The sequence below is a fragment of the Streptococcus pacificus genome (assembly GCF_016481305.1).
In the GTDB taxonomy this organism is placed as follows: domain Bacteria; phylum Bacillota; class Bacilli; order Lactobacillales; family Streptococcaceae; genus Streptococcus; species Streptococcus pacificus.
In genome coordinates this window covers 19,601-35,737 of the sequence record NZ_JAENBO010000004.1, presented here as the reverse complement: position 1 = coordinate 35,737, position 16,137 = coordinate 19,601, and the positions used below count along the sequence as shown (strand labels likewise).

The 16,137-nt window shown below is 35.6% G+C and carries 18 protein-coding genes; 2 read left to right on the top strand and 16 right to left on the bottom strand.

Annotation, left to right across the window (positions count from 1 at the left end; genetic code table 11):
- Nucleotides 1–93: 93 nt before the first annotated feature.
- A complete protein-coding gene (gene rpoE / locus JHK62_RS05665; protein ID WP_199575803.1) occupies nt 94–690 on the bottom strand; it encodes a DNA-directed RNA polymerase subunit delta in 597 nt (198 codons plus the stop codon).
- A 198-nt stretch (nt 691–888) separates the two neighbouring features.
- Entirely contained in the window at nt 889–2,172 is a 1,284-nt protein-coding gene (gene tig, locus JHK62_RS05660) for a trigger factor (protein WP_199575802.1), read from the bottom strand.
- 212 nt (nt 2,173–2,384) lie between these two features.
- Between tig and JHK62_RS05655 the strand changes: the two genes are divergently transcribed.
- A complete protein-coding gene (locus JHK62_RS05655; protein WP_199575801.1) occupies nt 2,385–3,224 on the top strand; it encodes a mechanosensitive ion channel family protein in 840 nt (279 codons plus the stop codon).
- 114 nt (nt 3,225–3,338) lie between these two features.
- On the opposite strand, the gene JHK62_RS05650 is transcribed toward JHK62_RS05655, so the two are convergent.
- The 12 genes from JHK62_RS05650 to JHK62_RS05595 all read right to left on the bottom strand — a co-directional run bounded on the left by JHK62_RS05650 (nt 3,339) and on the right by JHK62_RS05595 (nt 13,359).
- Complete coding sequence (locus JHK62_RS05650; RefSeq protein WP_199575800.1) at nt 3,339–3,902, bottom strand: TIGR01440 family protein; 564 nt, start codon at nt 3,900–3,902, stop codon at nt 3,339–3,341.
- 46 nt (nt 3,903–3,948) lie between these two features.
- Nucleotides 3,949–4,413 (bottom strand): ECF transporter S component, encoded by a 465-nt coding sequence (locus JHK62_RS05645; RefSeq protein ID WP_199575799.1) that lies wholly within the window; start codon nt 4,411–4,413, stop codon nt 3,949–3,951.
- Nucleotides 4,400–5,167 (bottom strand): bifunctional hydroxymethylpyrimidine kinase/phosphomethylpyrimidine kinase, encoded by a 768-nt coding sequence (locus JHK62_RS05640; protein ID WP_199575798.1) that lies wholly within the window; start codon nt 5,165–5,167, stop codon nt 4,400–4,402. The genes JHK62_RS05645 and JHK62_RS05640 overlap by 14 nt, the downstream gene beginning before the upstream one ends.
- A complete protein-coding gene (truA, locus tag JHK62_RS05635; protein WP_199575797.1) occupies nt 5,157–5,906 on the bottom strand; it encodes a tRNA pseudouridine(38-40) synthase TruA in 750 nt (249 codons plus the stop codon). The genes JHK62_RS05640 and truA overlap by 11 nt, the downstream gene beginning before the upstream one ends.
- A 130-nt stretch (nt 5,907–6,036) precedes the next feature.
- A complete protein-coding gene (dnaJ, locus tag JHK62_RS05630; protein ID WP_199575796.1) occupies nt 6,037–7,176 on the bottom strand; it encodes a molecular chaperone DnaJ in 1,140 nt (379 codons plus the stop codon).
- Between the two features lie 65 nt (nt 7,177–7,241).
- A complete protein-coding gene (gene dnaK / locus JHK62_RS05625) occupies nt 7,242–9,071 on the bottom strand; it encodes a molecular chaperone DnaK (protein ID WP_199575795.1) in 1,830 nt (609 codons plus the stop codon).
- 83 nt (nt 9,072–9,154) lie between these two features.
- Complete coding sequence (gene grpE, locus JHK62_RS05620; RefSeq protein WP_199575794.1) at nt 9,155–9,700, bottom strand: nucleotide exchange factor GrpE; 546 nt, start codon at nt 9,698–9,700, stop codon at nt 9,155–9,157.
- Nucleotides 9,701–9,712: 12 nt separating this feature from the next.
- Nucleotides 9,713–10,747, bottom strand: a complete 1,035-nt coding sequence (gene hrcA / locus JHK62_RS05615) for a heat-inducible transcriptional repressor HrcA (RefSeq protein ID WP_199575793.1) — start codon at nt 10,745–10,747, stop codon at nt 9,713–9,715.
- 170 nt (nt 10,748–10,917) lie between these two features.
- Nucleotides 10,918–11,508 (bottom strand): glycoside hydrolase family 73 protein, encoded by a 591-nt coding sequence (locus JHK62_RS05610; protein ID WP_199575792.1) that lies wholly within the window; start codon nt 11,506–11,508, stop codon nt 10,918–10,920.
- Entirely contained in the window at nt 11,508–12,296 is a 789-nt protein-coding gene (locus JHK62_RS05605) for a M15 family metallopeptidase (RefSeq protein ID WP_199575791.1), read from the bottom strand. Before JHK62_RS05605 ends, JHK62_RS05610 begins: the two co-directional genes overlap by 1 nt.
- Nucleotides 12,277–12,987, bottom strand: coding sequence for a histidine phosphatase family protein (locus tag JHK62_RS05600; protein WP_199575790.1), 711 nt, complete (start codon nt 12,985–12,987; stop codon nt 12,277–12,279). The genes JHK62_RS05605 and JHK62_RS05600 overlap by 20 nt, the downstream gene beginning before the upstream one ends.
- A 147-nt stretch (nt 12,988–13,134) precedes the next feature.
- Entirely contained in the window at nt 13,135–13,359 is a 225-nt protein-coding gene (locus JHK62_RS05595) for a CsbD family protein (protein WP_199575789.1), read from the bottom strand.
- 283 nt (nt 13,360–13,642) lie between these two features.
- Between JHK62_RS05595 and JHK62_RS05590 the strand changes: the two genes are divergently transcribed.
- Nucleotides 13,643–14,257, top strand: a complete 615-nt coding sequence (locus JHK62_RS05590) for a TVP38/TMEM64 family protein (protein ID WP_199575788.1) — start codon at nt 13,643–13,645, stop codon at nt 14,255–14,257.
- Between the two features lie 78 nt (nt 14,258–14,335).
- On the opposite strand, the gene JHK62_RS05585 is transcribed toward JHK62_RS05590, so the two are convergent.
- On the bottom strand, nt 14,336–15,208 hold the full coding sequence (locus tag JHK62_RS05585; RefSeq protein WP_199575787.1) for a helix-turn-helix domain-containing protein: 873 nt from the start codon (nt 15,206–15,208) through the stop codon (nt 14,336–14,338).
- A gap of 8 nt (nt 15,209–15,216) precedes the next feature.
- Complete coding sequence (locus tag JHK62_RS05580; protein ID WP_199575786.1) at nt 15,217–15,969, bottom strand: CYTH domain-containing protein; 753 nt, start codon at nt 15,967–15,969, stop codon at nt 15,217–15,219.
- Nucleotides 15,970–16,137: the final 168 nt, after the last annotated feature.

Here is a 16,137-nt window from a genome sequence, read left to right as displayed (position 1 = left end):
CTCCCTAATTGCTTAGGGAGCTTAGTCGACCTCAAAAAGAGGTGCCCAGTAAATAATATAAACTATATTAATAAATTTGTCAATCGTCAATTACTAAATATCATCCGAATTGTCATCGTCTGAATAGTCATCATCATCGTCGTCATCTTCTTCTTCGTTGATGTCAACATCTTCTTCAAGTTCATCTTCTGGGATGATTTCGTTTAACTCTGAATCGTAAGATTCTACCTCAGATTTTTCATCATCTGGGTCTTCATCGTCATACTCTAAATCATCATCATTAGTGTCAAAATCTTCATCTTCTGGATCATCGTCGCTATAATCAATAGCATCATCATCACCATCCATAAAGGCATTAACTCTCTTTTTCTTACGTTTTGGAGCACCATCTTCTTCATCCTCAAGAGTGATGATTTCTTCATCTATTTCATCAACGGCATACCAAGAGCGAAGTCCCCATTTATTTTCTCCTAAAGGGATGAAGCTTCCATCTGTGTTAAGATCAGCATAAAAGTATGGTAGTCCCTCACGGATATCAGCATCTGATTTTCCTAAGTAGTTTTGAATGGTGTTGACAAGATCACTAAAGTGCATTTCATTGTCTCGACCACGGTCTTCTAAAATGGCACGTGCCACCTCAATCATTGATAATTCACTTTTTTCTTGCCCAGCAAACACTTTTAATTCCAAAGTTATTCTCCTTATCCTTGTCATTATTCTTTATTTTACGCTAAATTTAATATTTCGTCAAAACTTTTTGCTAAAAACAAGATTGTTAAAGGGCTTTCGACTTTTCTTGACGATAACTCTAACATAAAACCTTCTTTGTGCCATACAAATGAAAAAGCCAAGGCTAATCATTTGATAGCCTGACTTTTAAGTTTGATATTATTTCACTTTAACAGAGCTTGTAATAAGATCTACAGCTTTTTTCATCATAATATCATGTTTTAACATATCTTCTGAAAGTAATGAACGTACTTGTTTAACATCCATGTTGTAGTCGGATGCTAGTGTTGTAATTTCATTTTCAATTTCTTCTTCAGTTGTTTCAAAGTTTTCTTGTTTAGCGATAGCTTCAATTACAAGATTTGTTTTTGTGCGTTTTTCCGCATCTTCTTCATATTGTTTATGAAGATCATCTTCAGTAGTACCAGTTAATTGATAGTACATTTCTGGAGAAATACCTTGACGTTGCATATTACCCATAAATTCGTTCATTGCTCTATGAACTTCATCATGAACCATTTCTTCAGGTAATTCAACAATTTCAGCATTTTCTACAGCAAGTTCTATCGCTGCTGCTTCAACAGCATCTTGGTAGGCTGTTTCTTTAGCTTCTTCTAATTCTTTGCGGTATTTTGCTTTTAAGTCATCAAGTGTTTCCACTTCTTCATCAATGTCTTTTGCAAGCTCATCATCAAGTTCTGGCACTTCTTTAGTTTTCACTTCGTGCACAGTTGTTTCAAATTTAGCAGCTTTGCCAGCTAAATCTGCTGCCTGATAATCTTCTGGGAAAGTCACTTCAACAGTAACACTGTCGCCTGCTTTTGCACCAACTAATTGGTCTTCAAATCCTGGGATAAATTGACCACTACCAAGCTCTAATGAGAAGTTTTCACCTTTCCCACCATCAAATTCTTCGCCATCAACTGAACCAACAAAGTCAATAACAACAGTATCACCGTTTTCTGCAGCTTCTTCTTTAATGATTAATTCGGCAAGATTTTGACGCTCACGTTCAATTTTGTCGTCAATTTCGCTGTCAGCAACGTCTTTTGTTTCTTCTACTGAAACTTCAAGATCTTTATAGTCTCCAAGTTTCACTTCAGGCTTAGTCACCACTTCAGCAGTTAAGACCCAATCTTTTCCTTTTTCCATTGAAACGATATCGATTTTTGGTTGTGCCACAACATCTAAACCAAGTTCAGCAACAGCAGCTTCATAAGCCTCTGGAAGAACGCTATTTAAAGATTTTTCATACAAAGCTTCTTCACCAAAACGTTGGTTAAATACTGAACGTGGAATGTGTCCTTTACGAAATCCAGGAACAGCTAAATCTTTCTTTAATTGATTAAATGTTTTATCAAGAGCAGGTTTAATTTTGTCTTGACCAATCGTAAATGTAATAACACCTCGATTTGTTGATTTGTTTTCAAACGATGTAGACATGAAGTCATTCTCCTTAAATAATATGATTACAGTTTAGTTTACCATATTTATTGCTTTTTTTAAACTATTTTATATGAATTCATTAGATTTTTCCGTTTTTAAAATCCTTATAAAATAATATAAAAGAACTTAATGTCATCACTTTTTTGACCCTTTTTGTGTTTTCTTGAAAAAAATTTGTTACACTAGTAACTATAGAAAAAGGAGTTATTATGTCTGTATTTAGTCGTTACTGGAAACAATTTTTTACTAGTGAGATGATAGAAAGCATCATTTCTAAAAGCATTTCTTTAATCATTCTCGTTATCTGTTTTTATATTGGTAAATGGGTTCTTCAATTTTTAGTTCATCATATCATCAATCGTGTTTTGATGGCCTCAAAGGTTGATGACAAAAGAAGAGAAACACTCTTAAAACTCTTTCAAAATCTTTTAAATTACCTTCTTTATTTCCTTCTCATCTACTCTATCTTAATCACACTTGGTGTCCCTGTTTCAGGCCTTCTAGCTGGGGCTGGAATTGCCGGAGTTGCTATTGGTCTTGGGGCACAAGGTTTCTTAACCGATGTTGTCAATGGGATATTTATCCTTAGCGAACGTCAATTAGATGTTGGTGAAAATGTCGTTTTGGGATCAATTGATGGGATTGTCACAAGAGTTGGGATTAGAACAACTCAAATCAAGGATTTTGATGGGACTATGCATTTTATTCCCAACCGTAATATTACTGTTGTTAGCAACTTATCTCGTTTTCCTATTCGAGCAAGAATTGATATTCCAATCTATCCAAACACAGATATTTCTGAGGTGAGACGGGTAATAGAGCAGGTAAACCAGGAAGAAACTTCGCATTATCCTAAAATCACTAAAGCGCCCGAGATTCTAGGTATCACAACTCTATCTAACGGTCAACTCGTTTTTAGAATTGATATTTTTGCCCAAAGTGGTTTTCAATTACCGATAGAATATACTTTTTACACTCTCTATCAAAAGGCTTTAACTAAAGAAGGGGTCTTTAAAGAAGGGGAATTACCTTTACCACATAAACAATAAGGTGACTATTCATCAGAAAGTCGATTCCGCCAACAATCGTCACTCATTTTTTTCAACAAACAAAGTAATAAAAATAAAAGAGGCTTGGTATACAACCAAACCTCTTCTTTTGATTTAAAATTTTCGAATAGGATCTTTAACATATTGAGCTCTTTGTCCACCAATCAGTTTCGGACGACTAGAAAGGGCTGTTACATGGGCTTTTCCTAACTCTCTCATCACTGGTCTAAGAGGTACTTGAACATGTTTAATATGCATGCCAATACTGGTATCTCCTATATCAAGACCTGCAAAAGCAACAACATGCTCCACCTCAACTGGATCCTTCATATATTTAAAGGCTGCGAGTTGAGCACTACCTCCAGCATGAAGAGTGGGTAAAACACTTACAATTTCAAGATTATGTCTTTCAGCATATTCACGTTCCACAACCAAGGCACGATTGATATGTTCACACCCTTGCACAGCTAAGTAAATGCCTTTGTCTGATAAGTTATCTAAAAGCTCTTTAACAACAACTTCTCCTATTTCAAGGCTTGAAGCTGTTCCAATATGATTTCCTAAAATTTCACTACTTGATAGACCCAAAACAAATAATTGTCCACTTTTTATCTGGCTTCGTTCGATGATATCAAGGCTTATTTTTTGAGTCTCTTTTTTTAATTCTTCTAAATTCATTATGACCCTCTTACTTTCAGATATTAGTTATCTGATTAACCTTTATTTATTTTTTAAGACGTTTTAGAGCTTGACTAACACTAAAACCAACTGCCATACCAACCATATTTTGCAATAAATTGCCATAAATATCAGCAGATGCCGCAGCATAGCCATACATCGCATTAGAGGCTAAAAAATAACCACCAACCATGGTAATGGTGGCAAAAATTAATCCGACACCTCTTTTTTGACCGGTCCATCCGGCAAAGAACCCTTGCCCACCATGAGCAAACAAACTGATAACCATCCAGTTAGGATAACCTAAAAGGAGATCAATGAGAAAACCAGATAGACCACCAACAATAGCTCCTTCTTTACTACCAAAATAAAAGGCAGTGAAGAAGATACCAGCATCTAATAGGGTTAAAAAGCCTGTTGGTGTTTTAATTTGAATGTAAATTCCTAGAATAATGCTAAGTGAGGTGATGATAGCAAGTGTCGTTAATTGTGAGAGATTAGTTTTTTTCATCTTGTTGTAAAACTCCATATTCATTAGCATTAGCAATTGCTTGATAGACAAACTCTTTGGCGTGTCGTGTGGCTAAAAGAGGGGATTCTCCCTTAGCTATGTAACTTGACAAGGTAGAAGCAAATGTACATCCTGCACCAGTATTATTCATACTTAAAAGTGGCTTTTGAAGGTCCACATAGTGTTCACCATCATAAAAGAGATCGATAGCTCTGGTTTTATCTAAACGAGAACCTCCTTTTATGACCACAATCCTAGCGCCAGCTTCATACAATATTTTTGCAGCTTTTTTCATGTCTGTTAGGTTGGTAATGTTAACACCAGACAATAGTTCTGCCTCTTTTAAGTTGGGTGTGATCACTGTCGTATATGGGAAAAATGACAATAGCACCTCTCGCATGGTTGATATTTCTTCATCATTGTTTTCTTTGAACACAAGTACCGGATCTAAGATAACTGGAATCTCTTTTTTTGCTTTTAAAAATGTCAATGTTCTCTCAGCAATAGACTCATTGGGTAAAAGTCCAATTTTGATGGCTGAAAAGTCAACAGCTTTCAAACTGTCTAATTGTTTTTGAAAGACCACTTCGTCAATCGATGTTATTTCAAACCCGTTGTTAGATAGAGTTGCAATACTTGTTAGTGCTAAAAAACCAAACAGATGAAAGTGATGAAAAGTGGCTAAATCGGCTTGCAAGCCACCCCCACTCAAAACATCGCTTCCTGCAATCGTTAACATGTAATTAGTTTTCATAACTAATCTCCTTTAAATAAAGACCGTTTGGAGCTGCAGTTGGTCCTGCTAGGTGACGATCTTTTGAGGCAATGATTGTTTTTATCTGATTGGTTGGCATTCGTTTATTACCAATCTTCAAGAGAGTACCAACCATATTTCTTACTTGTTTATATAAAAAACCATTTCCTGTGAAAACAAAGGTAAGGAATTGACGGTTGCTATCGTATGTCACCTTGGCAGTCGTAATAGTACGCACCTTATTTTCTATTGAGGTCCCTGCAGCTGTAAAACCGGTAAAATCGTGAGTTCCTACCAAATCTTTTATCGCTTCTTCTATTAAAGTAACATCAATTGGGTAGGGAAAATGTGTGGCATAATGACGCATCATCGGATTTTTGGGTCTCCCGATATCAACTAGAAATTCATAAGTTTTAGTGTGTTTTTGATAACGACAATGAAAATCATCTGAAACCACTTCGATTTTTTTGACATCAATATCATCAGGTGTCTGAGTGTCCAGAGCAAAACGTAGTTTTTCAAGATCACGACGTTCGGGAAGATCAAAATGAATCACTTGCCCATAAGCATGAACGCCAGCATCTGTTCTCCCAGCTCCTTGAATCAGAACTTCTTGACCACTGTTCAACCTTAAAAGAGTTTTTTCAATTTCTTCTTGAATGGTTCTTTGGTGAGATTGCCTTTGAAAACCAGAAAAATCGGTCCCATCATAGGCAATAATAGCTTTGTATCTTGTCATGCTTAAGATTATAACAAGATGCCTATAAATAAGCAACTATGTTTCACTGAGCAGCTAATTTTCTACCAAGGTATTCATTTAGGGTTGAAAGTACTGAAAAAGTCTAGACTAACTAGACTTGTTTCAATAATTATTCCCCTTCAAAAACATCTTTGACCTTATCAAAGAGGCCTTTTTTCTTGGGATGAACTTCTTGACCACTAGCCTTAGCAAAATCTTGTAAGGCTTGTTTTTGCGCTTCATTTAACTTGGTTGGTGTGACAACATTAATTGTGACATGTTGATCGCCTTGAGCACCTCCTCTTAATCTTGGTGCTCCTTTACCTTTTAGTCGGAAAATCTTACCTGTCTGAGTACCGGCTGGAATAGCCATATCTACAGAACCGTGTACTGTCGGAATTTCCACTGTGTCACCCAAGGCTGCTTGTACAAAACTAATATTTAAAGTGTAGTAGATGGTTGCTCCTTCACGTTCAAACTGTTTTGAAGGTTTCACATTAACCACAATATAGAGATCACCATAAGGACCTCCATTAAAGCCCGCTTCTCCTTGACCTTGAAGACGAATTTGTTGACCTGTTTCAACACCAGCTGGCACTTTTACTGAAACTTTATGGGCTTGTTTTTCATGTCCTGTTCCATGACAAGTTTGACATGGATCTTTGATTTCTTTTCCTGTTCCGTGACAGACATCACAAGTGACTTGACGACGCATCATCCCAAGTGGTGTTTGCGTGTCAACATTGATAACTCCAGAACCATGACATTTGTGACAGGTTACTGGACTAGTTCCTGGTTTAGCGCCTGAGCCACTACAGGTATGACAGACTGCTTCTCGATTATAGCGAACTTCCTTTTCAGCACCAAAAACAGCTTCTTCAAAACTCAAATCAACACGGTATTGTAAATCATCTCCTTGACGAGGAGCATTAGGGTTACGACTAGCACCACCACCAAAGAAGCTTGAGAAGATATCTTCAAAGCCACCAAAGCTAGAGCCATCAAAACCACCGAAACCACCTCCGCCAAAGCCATTACCAAAGCCGCCATTGGCACCAGCAGAGCCAAATTGATCATAGTTGGCTCTTTTTTGTTCATCACCTAACGTTTCATAGGCTTCTTGAACATCCTTATATTTTTCTTCGGCACCTGGCTCTTTATTAATATCTGGGTGATATTTTTTTGATAATTTACGATAGGCTTTCTTGATTTCATCTTGTGAAGCATTTTTTGAGACACCTAATCGATCATAATATTCTGTATTATTCATTTCCTATCCTTTACTATTGAAAAATTTAGACGAAGCCTTTGCCTCGTCTAAATTATCATCAGACATTATTTTTCTGTAAACTCACCATCAACCACATCGTCACCTGAGTCAGTTTTTTCTGTTGTGCCTGGGTTTTCTGCACCAGCTTGCGCTTGTTGAGCAGCCGCTGCTTGTTCATACATTTTAACAGCCAGAGCTTGTGCTTTTTCATTCAAGGCTTCAAGCTTAGCTTTCATGTCTTCAAGATTTCCTGATTCTTGAGCTGCTTTTAAGTCATCAAGAGCTGATTGAGCGGCATCTCTCTCTGTGTCAAATCCTTTTCCTTCAGTCTCTTTAAGCGTTTTTTCTGTTGCAAAGATAGTTTGATCCACATCATTTTTAAGATCGACTTCTTCTTTACGTTTAGCATCTGCTTCTGCGTTAGCTTCTGCATCTTTCATCATTTTTTCGATTTCTTCGTCTGTTAAACCACTATTTGATTGGATAACAATAGTTTGTTCTTTTTGAGTGCCAAGGTCTTTTGCTTTAACAGAAACAATACCGTTTTTATCAATATCAAAAGTCACTTCAATTTGTGGGATACCGCGAGGCGCTGCTGGGATATCTGTCAATTGGAAACGACCAAGTGTTTTGTTATCAGCAGCCATTGGGCGCTCACCTTGAAGAACATGGATGTCAACAGCCGGTTGATTGTCTGCTGCTGTTGAGAAGACTTGTGATTTAGACGTTGGGATTGTTGTATTACGGTCAATTAATTTAGTAAAGACACCACCCATTGTTTCAATACCAAGTGATAATGGTGTCACATCAAGAAGAACGACATCTTTGACATCACCAGTAATCACACCACCTTGGATAGCCGCACCCATCGCAACCACTTCGTCAGGGTTAACTGATTTGTTTGGTTCTTTACCAGTTTCTTTACGAACAGCTTCAACAACGGCTGGAATACGTGTTGAACCACCAACCAAGATTACTTCGTTTATTTCACTTGCTGAAAGTCCAGCATCTGAAAGGGCTTGACGAACAGGTCCTTTAGTGCGTTCAACAAGATCAAATGTTAATTCATCAAATTTAGCACGTGTTAAAGTCATCTCTAAGTGAAGAGGACCTGCGTCACCAGCTGTGATAAATGGTAAGCTGATTTGTGTTGAAGTTACTCCTGACAAGTCTTTCTTAGCTTTTTCAGCAGCATCTTTCAAACGTTGAACAGCCATTTTATCTTTAGCTAAATCAATACCATTTTCTTTTTTGAATTCTGCCACAAGATGGTCGATAATTTTTTGGTCAAAGTCGTCACCACCAAGTTTGTTGTCTCCTGATGTTGCAAGTACATCAAATACCCCGTCACCAAGTTCAAGGATAGAAACGTCAAATGTTCCACCACCAAGGTCAAAAACAAGTACTTTTTCTTCGTGGTCAGTTTTGTCAAGACCGTAAGCTAAAGCAGCTGCGGTTGGCTCATTGACAATACGTTCTACTTCAAGACCTGCAATTTTACCAGCATCTTTTGTTGCTTGACGTTGCGCATCATTAAAGTAAGCAGGAACTGTAATAACAGCCTTAGTCACTTTTTCACCAAGATAGTCTTCTGCATACCCTTTAAGGTATTGAAGAATCATTGCTGAAATTTCTTGTGGTGTGTATTCTTTACCATTTGCAGAAACTTTTTCACTTGTTCCCATTTTTGATTTGATAGAAATAATAGTATCAGGATTAGTTACTGCTTGACGTTTTGCAGCATCACCAACAATGATTTCTCCATTTTTGAATGAGACTACTGATGGTGTTGTGCGATTGCCTTCTGGGTTAGCAATAATTTTACTTTCTGAGCCTTCAAGAAGAGCGACTGCTGAGTTGGTTGTTCCTAAGTCAATACCGATAATTTTAGACATTTAAGTTACCTCTTTATTTTTATTTTCTTTCTTACTAGTTTTATGACATTTCGGTCACAGTAATTGTTAATAGTAGTTAATCCTTAATTATAGACAATAACCATTGCTGGCCTTAGTAATCTATCATGAAGTTTATAGCCTTTTTGGAAAACTTCAGCAATAGTGTCAGCCGGATGATCATCATCTGCTGGTAGGGTTTGTACAGCCATGTGAAGATTGTGATCAAAATTTTCTGTTTCAACCACTTCAATTCCCTCTTCCTTGAGGGCTTGCAAGAGACTTTCTTGCACCATTTCAAGGCCTTTTTTGACATCTTCTGTCAGACCATCAACTTGTAGGGCACGTTCTAGATTATCAAGACTCGGCAGAATTTTTTTGGCCAAATCTTGTGAGCGATAACGTTGCAGGGTTTGACGTTCTTCATTACTACGGCGTTGGATGTTTTGTGTTTCCGCCATAGCTCTTAAATATTTATTCTCAAACTCTTCTGCCTTCTCCTGAGCTAGTTCTAATTCACTCTTTTCAGGTTTCTCTTTTTCAGTAGTTTCTTGATCTACTGTTTCTTCATTGGCTTTATCAACCTCTTTTGTCAGCTCATCTGACTGCTTGTTTTTTTCTTCTTTTGACACTACTTGCCTCCTTTAATGAACTTCATAATGGTTGCTATTAAGATAGCGGTAATAATCACCTAACTTGACAGCCAGGACTTTTGTCACAATAGTGATGATGCTAAGCATCTTTTTATAATCCATATCAATAGGACCGATTAAACTCATTGTTGCAAAGCCACGATAAGGGATTAAAAACTTTTGACTAATGATGCTAACATTGCTTAGAGCCTTCTCGGAACTTTCAGCCACCCGAATGCTTGACATCTCTTCTTCTTTCATACTATTTCTAATTTCTAAGGAAACTAGTTGAGGATTATCCAAGTATTGGTAGGTGGACAAATCAGCATATGATAATGAAGCAACCTTACCAGAGATAAAAATCAATTCCTTAAATAATTGTTCAAAAATATAGTCAAATAAATCAAGAACATTGTCAGTGGTGGTAAAGTATTTCTGAATGACCTGAGGTATTTCTGTCCTCAGATTATAATGAATATCTAAGACTGTTTTAGAAACTAGTCGTGTTTCAACCAACATTTTAACCGTATCGAGATCCCTGGCTAAGAAATTCTTAGGGATGGCAAACTGAACAGTCATTGGCTTTGAATCATCAAGAGTCAGTATTGCAAGAGCATCATGGCTACTGACTTGTACGATATCAAACGATGTTAAATGCTGCCTAGTTGGCACAACATCCAAAACAATACCAGTGTAGCCTGTTAAATCAGCTAGTATCTGAGACGCTCTTTCAAGAATATCTTCTAGTTTGAAAGCTTCAAAATCAAAGGCTTTCACCACTTGATAGACATCTTTTTCATCTAGGCTATCAATCCGTAGAGAATGTTCCACAAAATATTGAAAACCTGACTTACTTGGCATCCTCCCACTAGAGGTATGTGCTTTTTCTAGTAAACCAAGTTGTTCTAATCTAGCCATATCATTTCTGATGGTTGCACTGCTAGAAGAAATCGTTTCTTGCAAGGCCTTGGAACCAACTGGCTCATGAGTTTGTGTGAACAACTCGACAATAAGATTTAAAATATCATTTTGACGCGGTGTAATCATGAGCCCTCCTTACTAATTTTAAAAACAACTTCTTTAGCACTCTATCATATAGACTGCTAATCTATACTCTCATTATACGCTATTCTAAAAACTTGTCAAGGAAAAAACACAAAATTTTAGCACTCTTTTGTTCAGAGTGCTAATTTCTTTTTTATCTGATTGTTTACCGGCTATTCTTGATCATATCTGGTTAAATCCTCTTCATCAATCAAGTTGATAATTTTTGTCGCATATTCTGGATCATTGCTAAAGCCAATATCTTGGAGTAAGTTTGCTGCGCTTTGATAATCTCTAGCATTAGCTAAAGCTGAATACACATCCTCTCCCCAGAAATCATTATCCTGGATGATAAGCATATAATCATAGAGGGATTCTTCCCATAAAGAATAAATTTTAAAAGGTTTTTGAGTGTCCTTCCATTCAATACCATCATATTCTTTCATGAATAACTTGATGGTCGGATCACCTTTTTTTGCTAGTAAACCAAATAAATTATGGTAATTTCTTGCCAAATAGCTGGTCCCATTTTTTGACGAAATAAGAGCTTGTGCGATCACAACAGAAGGTCTTAGTCCATAAGCTTGTGCTACTTCTTGAATTTTTGGAGCTACTTGCTGGATAAACTGGTCACGACCAACGGTGGGCATGGTTTCTTTATCAGCAAATATCATTTTAGGCTTAGAAGAAATAAAATAAAAATTACCAAGAAAAAATAAGACTATCATGATAAGAATGATAAATCGTGAGAGTTTTCTCCTCATTAGTTATTTCCTCTTAACCTTTCTACATACTCTTCCAAACTAAGATTGTTTTCCACCATATATTTAGCAGATTCAACACCCACATATCTGAAATGCCAGTCTTCATAGCCAATACCTGTGAACGGTTTTTTCTCTTCATTAAAACGAAGGACAAAGCCATATTCTGGCGCCAGAGCAACCACTTGTTCAACGACTGCCGGATCACTTTGATTGAGTAAATCCACTGTACTCATATCAATGGCTAAACCAGTTTGGTGTTCACTGGCTCCAGGAGGCTGAGAGTATTCCTTGGCAAAAGTTTCAGCTTCTTCTCGGCTAATTCCACGTTCTGCCATTTCTTGTTCGACATAGCCATTAAACACCTGTTCTTGATAAGCGACACTACGATAACCTGATATCAAATGCTCATTTGGATCAATGGCTTGTGCGGCTGTTAGAAACCCTCTAACATTTTCAGCAATGCGTGCATCCACTAAAATACCAGCGACTTCTTCTAATTGTGGATTTAATTCTGGAGTGATATTATCACGGTTGACAAGTATCAATTCCCAATCATCTGCAGAAACATTGGGTAAATTCTCCGTTGATTTTTCTTGCGAGTCCGTTTTTGTCTCGGTCGTTTCTTGTTGGGTTACTTTATCTTTTGGAGCTGTTTTGTCTACTGGTTGTGTTTGATACCAAAAGAAAGCGATAGAAAGGCCAACAAAGGCGATTATGACAACAACAATGGCAATAATTAAGCCTAGAGGTGATTTTTTTTGCGCTCTTCTATGACGTCTCTTTTCCATTTTTTGCTCTCAACTCCCTTCCTTTATGACGGTAACTCATATCGGCAACTTTTTCTATCGTAAATTGACCATTTTCATAACTTAAGACAGTGATGCTACCGTTATCAATTTCTGTTTTTTCTTGGTGATGGTCAATTAACCAAATCAGCGTCCCAATCGTTAAACCATGACAAACAACAATAGCGTTGCCACCACCTTGTTTTTCTAGCTTTTTGGCGATAGCTGTGAAACCATCGATAATGCGTTTACTCAATACTTCCCAAGGTTCTGCCCAATTAGCCGTATCAACCTCAACAATACTTTGTGCCAATTCTTCATAGGAAACATCGTTCAAAGAACGACCATCTTTAAAGACTTCTGTCCGAGGCAAAACACCATGAAATAACTCACCATCATAGGCACCATCCAGGCTTCCAAAACACCATTCGCGAATTCTTTTATCACGAGTATAAGGTAATTTTTCTTGGCCTGTTTCTTCTAAAATAATTGACATGGTTTCTAAGGTTCTACCGCTATCACTTGAAAAAGCTTCTTTAAAAGGGATACCTGCAGCTTTTAAACCAGCCCCAAGTTCTCTTATTCCTTCTATCCCGACTTCTGTGAGTGGGGTGTCACTCCATCCTTGTGCTCTTCCTAATGTATTAAACATCGTTTTACCATGACGAGCAATATATAAACGAATTTTTTCCATTTTATTCCCTCAATGCATCTGTTTTTTTCTATTATAACAAAAATAAAAGGGTTTTCACAAAAGAAGAACCTTTCTAACTGATAATAAGATTTTTATATCAAAAAAGGTAGAGAGACATCCCTCTACCCTTCTCATATCATGTTGACTTTATTTTTTCAAACCGTCAATCATGCCTTCTACTGCATCTTTAGCGTCTGTTGCTAAATCTTTTGCTTTATCAGCAACATCTGCAGCGACTTCTTTAGCTTTTCCAGCTACTTTTTCAACAGTGCCTTCAGCTTTCATTTTTTTATCGCCAGTAACATCTCCAGCAAATTCTTTCACTGAACCTGAAGCTTTTTCAAGAGTTCCTTCTAATTTTTCTTTAGACATTGACAACACCTCTTTTAATTTATTTAAATAATCATATCTCTTAAAAAATAATAATTATTTAACTATATTCTAGCATGGCGCTAGATATTCTTCAAACATTATGCATTTATTTTTAGTCTTAAAAGTTTAACAAAAAATAGGCCAAAAAGCTGTTATTATTAGCAACTTCTCAATTTAAAAAATAATCTATTTGATTAAAAATCGGTCTTAAGACTGATATAATTGTTCTATTTTAGTAGTACAATAGAAATATAAAACAAAAACAAATAAGAAGAGAAATGTTATGAATACTAAACATTACCCTACTATTTCTAATAAACAACTTATTCAGATAATGACCTTATTGGGGATTGGATTATCTGTTCTACTAGCCATTTATATCAAAACAAACCCACATCTGTTTTCTGTCAATGGTAGCTTTACTCGTTTTCTTAAAGACATTGGCTTTTGGGGACCAATTGGTTTTATTCTCATTCAAATTATCCAAGTTATCTACCCCGTTATCCCTGGTGGTTTAACCTGTGTGATTGGTCATGCACTTTTTGGACCACTTTACGGTTTCCTTTATAATGTCACTGGCATATTCATTGGCTCTGTTTTAGCCTTTTTACTTGCTAGACGATATGGGGAGCATTTTGTGAAAGCTTTTGTTTCTGATGAGACTTATGATAAATATATTACCTATCTTGATAAGGGGCACTATTTTGATTACTTTTTGGCAACTGCCTTTATTTTACCTGGTTTTCCTGATGATTTTTTATGTATGGTTGCAGGACTTAGTAAAATGTCACTGAAAAAATTTACCTTTATCACACTTCTTTCTAAACCTGCCACCTTATATCTTTATACCTATATAGCCTTTGAAGGCATTCAACTCATTGATAAAGTTGTTTTCTAACGATTGGCCACTATTGAAAAAACCTTCTGAAATTCAGAAGGTTTATTTTATTAACTGATTGAATACGATTTTATGTTTTTATTTTAAAGAACCCAAAATATTTTCATAAATATCCTCTCTAGCGATAAGTAGATTTTCAACGCCCAAAGCTCTTATAGATCCCAAGGCTGATTCAACTTTTTTCTTACCAATAGCAATTTTTCCTGACTTTATCCAATACAAACCCAATAAAAAGCGATATTCAAACCTTTCATATAGAAAAGTTTCTGGAATACTCATATCTGAAATAATATCTAAATACAATTTCGCCAATTCCAATTGTTCTCTATCTAAATATACTGAAATAGCATTTATGACTAAACCAATTCTTATTCTCTTGTTAGACTCATCATTACCAAATAGTACTGTTTTATATACAATCTCTTTAATTAGTATATTCAAAGCTTCAGTAGAAATGGCAGTCATACTATTCCCAAATATAATCAATTCCCTTTTCCCCCATTGTTCAATGCCAAAAAGATAGTCAGTAATATGACTTACTTTCTCTTCTGTGATTGTCTCACCTGTTAGGCTTACCATAAATGATTCAATCATTATGGCATTATACAAATAAGTTTTATTCCCAGTCTCATTATAAGCACCAATTTCTTCTTTATAATATTTTTTAAGGGCTAAAAGGTTATTTTCTTGGAAACTTTTACTGACTTTCTCTATCAATTTCTCAGTTTTGGTCGCATGTCCTTTTGATAAAATACCATAAAATTCCTCAATACTGACATCTAAATTATCAAGTAGTAATAAAAATCTTGAAAGAGTAATTTCAGATTCTCCCCGCTCAAACTTAGATAGAAAAGACACCGAAAGATAGTCTCCAGCGACATCTTTTAAGGATAATTTTTTTGAAAGTCTAATCTTTTTAAACAGAGTTCCCATTTCTTCAGTTTCAATCATATTAGTATTCATATGCTAAATCTTTCGTAAATAAAATTTTCAATTATAGAATCAAATAAACAAACCCTTGATCTATTTTTGCTATTACCTAATTCTAGTCGTCTTTTTTGTATTATATTTCCATAATTCTCTCTTTCTATTAATTGACTGGGCAAGGAAACTATGTTTTTTAACTTTATAAAGTCATCCATATTTAATGCTTCTATTTCTACAAAATCACCAATTTCATGAGGAAAATGATCTATACAAACTGACATCTTATCTCTTTTGTAAGTCTTCCTATTTTTTTGAGTTATCATTCTACATTTTACAAATCCTAGTTTATATAAAGCACTAACAAGGTCAATTATATTAGAATGTAAATCATTATTTTTTAGAATAATATCTGGAATGTCAATATCAAAATCTTCTTTTAAAAATTTTTGAATTTCCTTAAATCTATCAGTTGTATCAAGGAAACTATCATACTCCAGTTCCAAATTATCTTGTACTTCTAAATTATTATTTTGAGATTGATTTTTTGTTTTAATGGTCAGCAAGTAACTACCTGGTTGAATTATCCTATATCTAATTACTATGCCCTTTCTCTTACAATAATCATTGTAAAAATCCGGAACAAAGTCGGTCTCTATAGCATGATTTTCAAGATAAAAATTCTCTCTTATTAAATTTTGTATACAATAAGATATTAAATTTTTATCGACAATATGATATTTTTGTTCAATTTCTCTCATAAAAGAGGTATTTGAATCTATTTTCATTATGCTACCTTCTAAATTAATTTAATTTTTTTAAACACAGATTCCATTCTTCAGTTTCAATCATATAGATATCCCCTTTAGTATATTATACCAGAAGCCTATATTATTTTTTAAATAAAAAAAGCTAATGTCAAAACAAATAAACATCCCGACATTAACTTTTCATTT

Coding starts and splice junctions, on each gene's coding strand:
- tig (WP_199575802.1), bottom strand. CDS start 2,172: ATGTCTACATCGTTTGAAAACAAATCAACAAATCGAGGTGTTATTACA.
- JHK62_RS05655 (WP_199575801.1), top strand. CDS start 2,385: ATGTCTGTATTTAGTCGTTACTGGAAACAATTTTTTACTAGTGAGATG.
- JHK62_RS05650 (WP_199575800.1), bottom strand. CDS start 3,902: ATGAATTTAGAAGAATTAAAAAAAGAGACTCAAAAAATAAGCCTTGAT.
- JHK62_RS05645 (WP_199575799.1), bottom strand. CDS start 4,413: ATGAAAAAAACTAATCTCTCACAATTAACGACACTTGCTATCATCACC.
- JHK62_RS05640 (WP_199575798.1), bottom strand. CDS start 5,167: ATGAAAACTAATTACATGTTAACGATTGCAGGAAGCGATGTTTTGAGT.
- truA (WP_199575797.1), bottom strand. CDS start 5,906: ATGACAAGATACAAAGCTATTATTGCCTATGATGGGACCGATTTTTCT.
- dnaJ (WP_199575796.1), bottom strand. CDS start 7,176: ATGAATAATACAGAATATTATGATCGATTAGGTGTCTCAAAAAATGCT.
- dnaK (WP_199575795.1), bottom strand. CDS start 9,071: ATGTCTAAAATTATCGGTATTGACTTAGGAACAACCAACTCAGCAGTC.
- hrcA (WP_199575793.1), bottom strand. CDS start 10,747: ATGATTACACCGCGTCAAAATGATATTTTAAATCTTATTGTCGAGTTG.
- JHK62_RS05610 (WP_199575792.1), bottom strand. CDS start 11,508: ATGAGGAGAAAACTCTCACGATTTATCATTCTTATCATGATAGTCTTA.
- JHK62_RS05605 (WP_199575791.1), bottom strand. CDS start 12,296: ATGGAAAAGAGACGTCATAGAAGAGCGCAAAAAAAATCACCTCTAGGC.
- JHK62_RS05600 (WP_199575790.1), bottom strand. CDS start 12,987: ATGGAAAAAATTCGTTTATATATTGCTCGTCATGGTAAAACGATGTTT.
- JHK62_RS05595 (WP_199575789.1), bottom strand. CDS start 13,359: ATGTCTAAAGAAAAATTAGAAGGAACTCTTGAAAAAGCTTCAGGTTCA.
- JHK62_RS05590 (WP_199575788.1), top strand. CDS start 13,643: ATGAATACTAAACATTACCCTACTATTTCTAATAAACAACTTATTCAG.
- JHK62_RS05585 (WP_199575787.1), bottom strand. CDS start 15,208: ATGATTGAAACTGAAGAAATGGGAACTCTGTTTAAAAAGATTAGACTT.
- JHK62_RS05580 (WP_199575786.1), bottom strand. CDS start 15,969: ATGAAAATAGATTCAAATACCTCTTTTATGAGAGAAATTGAACAAAAA.